The sequence below is a fragment of the Pseudoalteromonas sp. BSi20439 genome, assembly GCF_000241165.1.
Lineage (GTDB): Bacteria > Pseudomonadota > Gammaproteobacteria > Enterobacterales > Alteromonadaceae > Pseudoalteromonas.
The window spans coordinates 71,365-81,983 of sequence record NZ_BADW01000117.1 but is presented as its reverse complement, the minus strand read 5'-3'; the positions used below and the strand labels follow the sequence as shown (position 1 = coordinate 81,983).

The 10,619-nt window shown below is 39.6% G+C and carries 8 protein-coding genes and 1 pseudogene; 4 read left to right on the top strand and 5 right to left on the bottom strand.

What is annotated here, in order from left to right:
• Positions 1-546 precede the first annotated feature (546 nt).
• On the bottom strand, positions 547-1,404 hold the full coding sequence (locus P20439_RS11155) for a tetratricopeptide repeat protein (protein WP_008466854.1): 858 nt from the start codon (positions 1,402-1,404) through the stop codon (positions 547-549).
• 109 nt (positions 1,405-1,513) lie between these two features.
• On the opposite strand from P20439_RS11155, the gene P20439_RS11150 reads away from it, so the two are divergent.
• A complete protein-coding gene (locus P20439_RS11150; protein ID WP_008466852.1) occupies positions 1,514-2,824 on the top strand; it encodes a M20 family metallopeptidase in 1,311 nt (436 codons plus the stop codon).
• A 28-nt stretch (positions 2,825-2,852) separates the two neighbouring features.
• Here P20439_RS11150 and P20439_RS11145 read toward each other — a convergent pair whose 3' ends face one another.
• The 4 genes and pseudogenes from P20439_RS11145 to pomA all read right to left on the bottom strand — a co-directional run bounded on the left by P20439_RS11145 (position 2,853) and on the right by pomA (position 7,191).
• Positions 2,853-4,793 carry a DNA topoisomerase III gene (locus P20439_RS11145; RefSeq protein ID WP_008466850.1) on the bottom strand — a complete coding sequence of 647 codons (1,941 nt, stop codon included), beginning with the start codon at positions 4,791-4,793 and terminating at the stop codon, positions 2,853-2,855.
• Between the two features lie 75 nt (positions 4,794-4,868).
• Positions 4,869-5,353 (bottom strand): annotated as a pseudogene (locus P20439_RS11140) (hypothetical protein).
• 147 nt (positions 5,354-5,500) lie between these two features.
• A complete protein-coding gene (locus tag P20439_RS11135; RefSeq protein WP_008110200.1) occupies positions 5,501-6,421 on the bottom strand; it encodes a flagellar motor protein MotB in 921 nt (306 codons plus the stop codon).
• A 2-nt stretch (positions 6,422-6,423) separates the two neighbouring features.
• Positions 6,424-7,191 (bottom strand): flagellar motor protein PomA, encoded by a 768-nt coding sequence (gene pomA, locus P20439_RS11130; protein WP_008110202.1) that lies wholly within the window; start codon positions 7,189-7,191, stop codon positions 6,424-6,426.
• Positions 7,192-7,493: 302 nt separating this feature from the next.
• Here pomA and xseB point away from each other — a divergent pair, with 302 nt between their 5' ends.
• The 3 genes from xseB (at position 7,494) to dxs (ending at position 10,603) form a co-directional block, all read left to right on the top strand.
• Complete coding sequence (xseB, locus tag P20439_RS11125; RefSeq protein WP_008110204.1) at positions 7,494-7,736, top strand: exodeoxyribonuclease VII small subunit; 243 nt, start codon at positions 7,494-7,496, stop codon at positions 7,734-7,736.
• A 2-nt stretch (positions 7,737-7,738) separates the two neighbouring features.
• Positions 7,739-8,626, top strand: coding sequence for a (2E,6E)-farnesyl diphosphate synthase (ispA, locus tag P20439_RS11120; RefSeq protein WP_008110206.1), 888 nt, complete (start codon positions 7,739-7,741; stop codon positions 8,624-8,626).
• Between the two features lie 114 nt (positions 8,627-8,740).
• Positions 8,741-10,603, top strand: a complete 1,863-nt coding sequence (dxs, locus tag P20439_RS11115) for a 1-deoxy-D-xylulose-5-phosphate synthase (protein WP_008110208.1) — start codon at positions 8,741-8,743, stop codon at positions 10,601-10,603.
• Positions 10,604-10,619: the final 16 nt, after the last annotated feature.

Here is a 10,619-nt window from a genome sequence, read left to right as displayed (position 1 = left end):
CTTTCCTTAGGTAAAACCTAAGTAAGTTATTGCTGTTGGTCACTCAGTTTAAATTGAGACTCTAAATTTGTTTGCCTCGTTACTTGCTCAATAAAGAACGAAGTAGCTTGGCTGTTAGAACTCAATCTGTACGAGTGCCCACACAGATGATTGCTTTATATTGTTAAAGAACGTTGCGATTAAAGCGTTTAACTTTATCTCGCTAGGGCTGCGTATATTACGCTTTCCTATTTTTTTGTCAACACTTAATTTTTTTAAACTCGAAAGTTTTCAGAACTAAGTTTTACTCGACTCACTGAGTAGCTCGTGCCTCGCTATGCGTTGCGCTCTGCCGTCTCAGTGGGGTCGCATTATAGGGCGAATCGATTTTAACGCAAGCGTTTTTAAAGGCTTTTTTGCATTTAATTTTTACCTCAAAGATACCCCACCTAGACACACACGTTACCCACAAACCCCTGTGGATAACCCTGCATTTATCCTCTTTTTAAATGTAGAAAACAAAAAAGCATCTTTAGTTAGATGCTTTTATAAAGGTTCTAATAGCCGTTAATATAAAATACTATAGAGCTTGCGGCGATATTTAGCGGCTAATGCATCGCCGTCAGGTAAAGAGGCGATTATTGCTAAGAAGTTTGGTTTGGCTTCATCATAGTTAAGATCCTTTTTAAGGATAGTAAAGAGTGCTTCTAATGCCTCTTCTTTCCTTCCCGCTTCATTTAAAAGGTTACTTAGCTGCATTTGCAAATCAAGTTCATTTGGATGTTTAGCGACTTTTTCTTGAAGTTCTTTTATCTGCGGTGAATCGGTTGCCTCTAATGCGGCCTCACATTTTGCCTTAATATTATTAAAGTATGCATCTTGCTCTTTTACATCTATTGTTTCTATTAACGCAGCGGCTTCATCGAGTTTGTGGATTTGTATACATATATCTGCCAGTACTAATTTAATCCTCGCATTTCGACTATCAAGTTCATACGCTTGTTTGGCATAAGTAAACGCGGCATTTAAGTCGCTATTAATCAGTGCTTGCTTAGCCTGCTCTAATAATAAGTCTTGTTGAGCTGGTAAATGTTTAGATAATGCATCACGAACTTGGCTTTCTGTTTGAGCACCCGCTAATACATCAACTGGAGCTGAGTCTTTTAATAACACTAAAGTAGGTAAGGTTTGCAATCCAACTTGTTGGGCAAGTTGAGAGGCAAGTGCCTGCTCTGCATCGCAGTCTAAGTTTGCGACTACTATATAGCTGCTGTATTCAGCAGCTAACTTATCTAAAATAGCTGTTTGGCTAATACACTCAGGGCTTTGTGGAGAAAAAAAGTTAAGTAGTACTAACTTTTGTTGTGATGTTTCACCCAATACTTGCTGAAGGTTTTGTGCGTTAAGACTAACTATATTGCTCATTGAATTATTGCCATGTTCATCTATTTAGGTTTTTATATGGTGATGAAGATAATAATTACAAGTCATCTGTTTAAATCATTTAAATACAATAGAAGGTAGTGAGGGAAATATGAAATTAGCGTATGTAAGTGCATTGTGTTTATTAGTCAGCCCATTATTGAATGCGCAAGCACTTAAGTTGGATCTTGATACCAGCATGCCGGCAATAGAAAAACTTTACTTAGACCTACATCAATCACCTGAATTGTCATATAAGGAAAAGCAAACAGGTAAAAAAATCGCTGAACGACTTCAGAAATTAGGGTTTGACGTAACCGATAATGTAGGTGGCTATGGTGTAGTCGGAATTTACAAAAATGGTCAAGGCCCTACCGTCATGATCAGAACTGATACCGATGGCCTGCCTATAACAGAGCAAACAGGCAAAACTTACGCATCAATTATTACCACAATTAATGATCAAGGTAGTGAAGTTGGCGTTATGCATGGCTGTGGTCATGATATTCATATGAGCTCTTTTATTGGTACTGCTGAGCAATTAATTACGCATAAAAATAAGTGGCAAGGTACTTTAATGATGGTTGCTCAACCCGCTGAAGAAGTAGGCGGTGGTGCAAAAGCAATGCTCAAGGAAGGATTATTTAACAAATACGCTAAACCAGATCATATTATTGCTTTGCATGTAAGCGCTAGCGTTGCTGCGGGTAAAGTGGCAATGAAAAATGAATACACCATGGCCAGTGTTGATTCTGTTGATATTAATATAAAAGGCAAAGGTGGCCATGGTGCTTACCCGCATACAACTATCGACCCTGTGATCATCGCAGCTCGAACGATACTTGCACTACAAACAATTACTAGTCGTGAGCTTTCTCCACTTGAGCCTTCAGTGATAACGGTGGGTTCCATTCATGGTGGCTCTAAACACAATGTTATTTCTGATGAAGTTAAGTTACAACTTACGCTACGCAGCTACAATCCAGATATACGTAACGCACAAATAGCGGCAATTAAACGTATTACTGCAGGTATAGCACAAAGTGCAGGCCTTGAGGAATCTCTCTACCCTGTAGTGAAAGTTCATGAAGATGAATCAATTCCATCAACTTACAATAACCCAGTACAAACTAACCTTGTTCGAAACGCTATAAAAAGTGCGATAGGTGATGCAAACGTGCTCGAAACAGAAGCGGTAATGGCCGGTGAAGACTTTGGATTATACGGGCGCACCGACGAAAATATTCCTATCACCTTATTTTGGCTAGGTGGCGTTAACCAACAGCAGTACGCCAAGGCAATAAAAAATAACGAAACACTGCCCTCGTTACATTCAAGTAAATTTGCGCCTGATTATAAAGTAGCACTGCCTACAGGAATAAAGGCAATGAGTAACGCCGCTGTGGCACTATTCAATCAGTAACCTTCAACGCTACATGTAAGCCCTGCGATTAATTTACCGCAGGGCTTTTTTTATAACTCGACTTTTTATACGGCGCTTTTTTTGTACGTTTGGCAAAGCGCTTTTTAGGTGACGTTTTAGGTAACAGTGCAAATGCCTGACTATTGCAGTTCGCCGCTTGACTTACAAAATTAGTTAAATCGGCTAATAAAGGTTGTATAAACTGCTGATAACTCATTGCTTGCTCTGCAATATCACCTAAACTCGACTCCCATTTTGCAGTTAAGTCGGGGCTTGATAATCCCTCTGGTAATACATTAATTAATGCCAGACCTGTTTCAGTTGCTTTAATTGCTTTTCCCTCACGTTTTAAAAAGCGACGTTTAAATAACAGCTCAATAATGCCTGCACGCGTTGCTTCTGTACCGAGGCCATCTGTTTCTTTTAATATTTTTTTGATTTGCAGGTCTTTTACATAACGGCTAATTCCCGTCATAGCAGCAAGTAAGGTTGCATCGGTAAAATGAGCCGGAGGAGATGTATGCTTTTGCACCACTTCACCTTTAGTACAAGTAAGTGCCATGCCTTTTTCTAAATAAGGTAATGTAGCTTCTTCTTTAAGTTCCGACTTACCCATGAGCAATTTAAAACCTAAGCTTACATCTTGCTTTGCACTTGCTTTAAATAAACCACCGGCTATGGTTACCTCTACTTTGCTTTCGTTGTAAATGTAGTCGGGATAAAACTGAATTAAATAGTGTCGACTTATTAACTGATAAATTTTTGCTTCATCATTGGCTAAACTCACACTTTTTAACTGTTTAGCTGTCGGCACAATGGCGTGATGAGCGGCCACTTTTGCATCATTAAAACATTTACTACGTTGTTTTGCATTTGCCTCATTTACCAGCTCTACTGACTGCCCACCATTTACGGCTATCGCTTTTAAAATAGCAGGTGCATCTTGGTGATGCTCTCTCGGTAAGTAACGGTTATCTGAGCGTGGGTAGGTAATTAATTTATGACGTTCATATAAAACTTGGCAAATATCGAGTACTTTTTGTGCTGGCATCCCAAAAGCTTTAGCAGCATCTATTTGTAAAGCAGATAAGTTATAAGGAAGAGGCGCGGTTTGTTTTTTTTGCTTTTGCTCAAGCGCTGTTACATTTGCGGGCTGATTAGCAATGCGTGAAGTCACATTTTCGGCTAAGGCTTTATTAAGTACTCTGCCCTCTTCATCTTGATATGGTTCGCACGCTTTACTCGGTATCCACTTAGCAGTAAATGATTGCTGCTCAGGTGTAACAAGATGAGCAAGTACTTCATAAAATGGTTTGGATACAAAATTTGCGATTTCATTATCACGATTTACAACTAAACCTAAAATAGGTGTTTGAACTCGCCCAACCGACAACACATTACCAAAGCCCGCTTTTTGCCCAGCTAGCGTATAAGCCCGCGTTAAATTCATACCAAACAACCAATCAGCACGAGACCGCGCTAAAGCAGATACACTTAAAGGGATAAAATCACGGTTAGCCCGCATAGAGTTGAGTGATTTTTTTACCGCAGTTAAGTTTAAATCACTGATCAATAAACGCTGAATATTTTGTTTTTTTGCTTGGCTGATTTTTGCTTGTTCTATAACTTCATCAACTAATAACTGGCCTTCACGGTCAGGATCGCCAGCATGTACAAGTATTGTTGCTTGTTTGATTAGCTTTTTTAAAATGGTAAGCTGCTTACGGGTTTTTGTTTTAGCTTTTAATTGCCAGTGTTCAGGCACAATAGGTAAATGCTCAAATTGCCATTTTTTAAAACGTTCGTCATAGTCATCAGGTTCTGCTTGCTCGAGCAAATGGCCTATGCACCAAGACACATAATCACCATTCGCCACTTCAATATAACCATCGTGTTTTTTATGAGGTTTTGGAAGCGCATCTGCAATAGCGCGTCCTAATGAAGGTTTTTCAGCAATATAAAGTTTCATAACCACACCCTAACACTGTTCATATAAACAGTAGTTTAGCATATCAGTTTAAAACTGGGGATATTTTTATAGTTTCTAACTTAAAGCTTTATTTCGCTTATTAACAAAAAGATATAAAAGAGGCAGGTAGCAGACAACAACAGTGGCAATATTTATTAAAGGCATAAATGTTTGATACATCACAGTGCTATAAGATAAATCCCAAAGGTGTCGGTCAACTAAGCGAAATAATTGAAGAATGGGTGCACCAATAACAATAAGCTGCCCAAGTAAACATTGCCACAAATGCACTTTATCTTTAAGACCCCAATAAGCAATAAGTGCCATCCAAGTAATATCTGTTAATGCCCATACAAGGTAACGGTATATATAAATACCATCATCAAACGCCATTAAACTTGAGTAGGTCACAGTGCCAAATAAGAAAAAGCGGCAGTAATAACAACGAACCTAAGAGCTAAATAATCTTTGAGGATAAAGAATATAAAAATAGCCGGACTCAAAATAAGAACCCAGCTTTTGCTTAATATACTTACAAAATACAAAAACCATTCAGGCAAACTAAATAACCTTACTTAACTTTTGTATCTTCATCAGTTCCATCGCCGTTACCAGGCATACTACAATACTTAGTTAACATATTCGCCCCATTACATTTGTTAAGAATGTTGCATTCCATGCTAAAAAAGGTACATAGCCAAGTCATTCTATCTTACATCAATTGGCGCTGACTCTTTTGCCTTGCCTTGTAAAATTGATATTTCTACACGGCGGTTACGTCTTCGATCTTCGCGGGAATCGTTCGGCACTAAGGGCCTAGTTTCTGCACGTCCTACCACCATCATTCTGGTTTTATCAAAACCTGGAACTTTTTGTAATTCACTCGCTACCGCAACTGCGCGTTTAGATGATAAATCCCAGTTATTAATGTAAAGCTCGTTGGAAACCTGAAAATCATCCGTATGACCAGACACCGTAATTTCACCGGGTACATCTTTAAGTAATCGGCCAATATCTTGAATGATAGGTTTAAATTGTGGTTGTAAAAATGCACTCCCCGATGGAAACGAGCCATTTTCTCTAATACGAATTATGATTTGCTGCCCTAAAGATTCAAGCTCAATAGCCCCATCAATAATTTGCTTTTCAAGCTGTTGTGCAATTTTTTTAACTAAGTCATTTATTTGTTCTTGATCGGCAGCAGAAACTGCAGGCGCTGAAGCAACTTCCTCAGAGGTACTACTTGATTCACCACCTCGCTTTTCACCACGTTGCTCTTGACGTCCACCTGCGGAGCTTTCATCTCCCGCCTGAAACTCAAGCATTTGTTGGGTCATTTCAACCGTTTGTTGCTGAATGGTTTCTATAGGAGTTGGCTCAGGTTTACCCGGCGTAAACTCCATAGCAATAACAGATGTCCCTTTTGGAATGTCTTTTACTTCTATTTTATTTTGTACACCAAAAGCAAACTTCATAGAGCCTGCAATTTGCTTAAATTTAAGCACATCCATTTCAGAAAACGCGAGTAAGAGTACAAAGAAGCACATTAATAGCGACATTAAATCGGCAAATGTCCCCATCCATGCAGGTAACCCTGGGGGTGGGCATTTACACTCTTCATCAGACATAATTATTCCTCAGTGTTTACTGCGCGTTTTGACTCAGCCAAATAATTTTTCAAGATCCCTTCGATTACTTTAGGGTTTTGGCCATCTTGAATACCTAATACCGCATCCAAAATAAGTCGCTGGTTCATTGCTTCTTCGTCTTTACGCAATTCAAGTTTTACCTGAATAGGAATAGCGACAACATTCGCCAAAAATGCCCCATATAACGTTGTTAATAAGGCGACCGCCATGGCTGGACCGATTGCTTTTGGGTCATCCATATTTGATAACATAGCCACCAAACCGATTAATGTACCGATCATCCCCATTGCAGGAGCAATATCACCTAACGATTTGAATAAGCTTGCACCCATTTCATGACGAGTTGTTGTGAGGGAAATATCTTTTTGTAATGTTGCACGCACTACATCTGCATCATGTCCATCTACAAGCATATCAACGCCTTTGCGCATAAATGGATTTGGAATTTCAGCCTCTTCTAATGCTAAAAAACCACCTTTACGGGCAGAGTCAGCAAGTTCGACAGCTTTCTCTATTAACGCTTCAGGGGGTTCAATTTTAAACATAAACGCTTTTGCACAAACCTTACCAATGCCAAAAAATTGCGACATAGTAAAGTTAGATAAAACGATAAAAAGGGAACCACCAAACACAATAACCACTGAAGGGGTATTGTAAAACATAGCGACTTCACCGCTACTACTCATAAACATGGACATGACAATTAAGCCAATTGCGCCAAGGATCCCAATAATGGTTGCTAAATCCACATTCCCTCCAAAGGTTTTATATTTTTTCTTCGCAAGCGTTGTTATTAATTGTTTATCGGCAAGATACTGAAATACTTAAGTGATTTTTATGATAACCGAAAAAGTTAAGCGCTCATCTATTTTAGATCAACTATCGCAATCTATCTAACACTCAATTTTAAACATGTTAAAAAATAACTAAGAAGCGCAATAAAACCCAATTAACAGCATTTATCTATCAAAAAACCATATCATTCTTTGACCTAGTTTAGCATTCCCCCTAAAATTGGCGTCTAAATTTATTATGTAAGTTGAAAATAAAGATGGCGACTAAAAAACCTGAAAATTTAAGTTTCGAACAAGCACTAGAAGAGTTAACAACAATTGTCAGTGAAATGGAACAAGGTGATTTATCGCTTGAACAGTCTTTAAAGCAATTTGAGCGCGGTATTGCATTAGCCAGTGCGTCTTCTGGCAAACTTCAACAAGCCGAACAAAAGGTGTCGATATTAATGGGTAATGACGAAAAAGCACCGCTTACTCAATTTGATAACGATATGGAATAATTGTGAGCATAAAAGAACAAATAAAGCTCGCTCAAGATGACGTAGCTAATACGCTCAATCTTTATTTCGAACAACCTCTTGAAAGCGACAACACTATAAAAGAAGCCACACATTATAGTCTAATGAATGGCGGGAAGAGATTACGCCCTTTTTTGGTTTATACCACAGGCAAAATGCTCGGTGCTGAAAAACGTGATTTAGATGTGCTAGCAGCAGCGATAGAATGCATTCATAGTTATTCATTAGTGCATGACGATTTACCCGCTATGGATGACGATGATTTACGTCGTGGCCGTCCTACATGTCATATTGTCTATGGTGAAGCACAAGCTATTTTAGCAGGTGACGCACTGCAAACCTTAGCGTTTGAGCTTATTGCTAAGCACACATTTAAATGCTCAACAGAAGCTCAGTTAAAAATGATTGCAGAATTAGCACATGCTTCTGGCTTGCAAGGAATGGTCGCCGGGCAAGGCCGCGATATTGCAGCAACAGATAAAGTTATTACGGTTGATGAATTAGAACGTATTCATAAACTTAAAACAGGCGCATTAATAAATTGTGCGATTACTTTGGGCGCACTTTGTGCCCCTAATATTAGCCAACACACTTTAGATAACTTATCTACTTTTGGGTATGCTATCGGGCTGGCCTTTCAGGTTCATGACGACATTTTAGATGTTGAGGGCGACACACTAACTTTAGGTAAGCCTCAAGGGTCAGATATTGCTGCGAATAAAGCGACATACCCGGCTTTATTAGGTATGCTAGGTGCTAAGCAAAAAGCACTAAATTTGATACAACAAGCCCATGAGGCGTTAGCTAATATTGACGCAGACACAACCAGCTTAGCAGCATTGGCAAACTATTTAATTGAACGTGACCATTAAACATGGCTAAAACGTATTAAATCTTAGAACAAAATTATTACTAAATATTAAGCCGCCTCTTAAACTTAGCTTTTTTGAGGGAAGTTAATATTAGCGAAGGATATATAAAAAACCATGACACTTGATAGCAGCAAGTATCCATTACTTAATTTGGTGAACGAACCAGCCCACTTGCGAGACTTAGCACAAGATAAGCTTCCTGCATTTAGCCATGAATTGCGTGATTACTTACTCAATTCAGTATCGCAAAGTAGCGGCCATTTAGCGTCTGGTTTAGGAACCGTAGAACTTACCGTTGCATTACATTATGTGTACAACACTCCCGACGATCGTTTGGTTTGGGATGTAGGTCATCAAGCCTACCCACATAAAATACTAACGGGACGTCGTGACCAAATGCACACCATTCGCCAAAAAGATGGATTGCACCCATTTCCATTTAGAGACGAAAGTGAATACGATACCTTTAGTGTTGGCCATTCAAGCACCTCTATTTCAGCGGCGCTGGGTATGTCTATTGCTGCGCAAAAAGAAGGCAAAGGTCGTAAAACCGTGGCGGTGATAGGCGATGGCGCAATTACCGCAGGTATGGCCTTTGAGGCGATGAATCACTTAGGTGATGTTAAATCAGATATGTTGATTATTTTGAACGATAACGAAATGTCGATTTCTGAAAACGTCGGCGCGTTAACCAATCATTTTGCGCGTATTTTATCAGGTAGCTTTTATACCAACATCCGCGAAGGCAGTAAAAAGCTTCTTTCTGGTGTACCGCCGGTAAAAGAACTTGCCAGCCGTATGGAAGAACACATTAAAGGGATGATGATCCCGGGTACTTTTTTTGAAGAATTAGGCCTAAATTACATTGGTCCAATTGATGGCCATGATGTAAATATGCTTGTAGATACGCTACGCAACATGCGTAACTTAAAAGGCCCACAGCTGCTGCATATTAAAACCCAAAAAGGCAAAGGCTATAAACCAGCAGAAGCCGATCCTATTGGTTATCATGGCGTACCAAAATTTGACCCTGCAACATCAAGCCTGCCGAAATCTAAGCCAGGCGCTGCAACTTTTTCAAGTGTATTTGGTGATTGGCTGTGCGACATGGCAGAGCAAGACAACAAGCTAATGGCAATTACCCCTGCGATGCGTGAAGGTTCAGGAATGGTGCGCTTTTCTAAAGAACACCCAGAACAATATTTTGATGTCGCAATTGCAGAGCAGCACGCTGTAACCCTTGCTGCAGGTTTTGCTTGTGAAGGGTTAAAACCCGTTGTTGCTATCTACTCTAGCTTTTTACAACGTGCGTATGACCAACTAATTCACGATGTTGCATTGCAAAACCTACCGGTATTATTTGCTATTGACCGCGCAGGTATTGTCGGAGCCGATGGTGAAACCCATCAAGGCGCCTACGACCTAAGCTTTATGCGCTGTATTCCTAACATGGTTATTATGGCACCTAGTGACACTAACGAATGCCGTCAAATGCTATACACTGGCTATCAAGCCGATTGCCCTGTAGCCGTGCGTTACCCGCGTGGTAGTGCTGGCACCGCAGACATTCAAAGTGCTATGCAACAGCTCGAAATTGGTAAAGCGAATGTAATTAAACAAGGAACTAAGGTGGCTATATTGTCATTTGGTACCTTGCTTGAAAACGCGCAACTGGCCACAGATGAGCTCAATGCGACTTTAGTTAATATGCGATTTATTAAGCCACTTGATACAGGGTTAATTGATGAGCTTGTCGCTAACCACGATATTATTGTAACGCTTGAAGATAATGCAATTTCTGGTGGTGCAGGCTCGGCTGTTAATGAGTATTTAGCTACCCAAAAAGCGGCTGTAAAAATACTTAACTTAGGTATACCGGATGAATTTATTAAACACGGTACACAACAGCAAATGCATGATGAAATGGGGTTAGGTGGACAAGGTATATTAACTACAATTAAAGCATTTATGAGCTAATACTTATAGTGTTTAA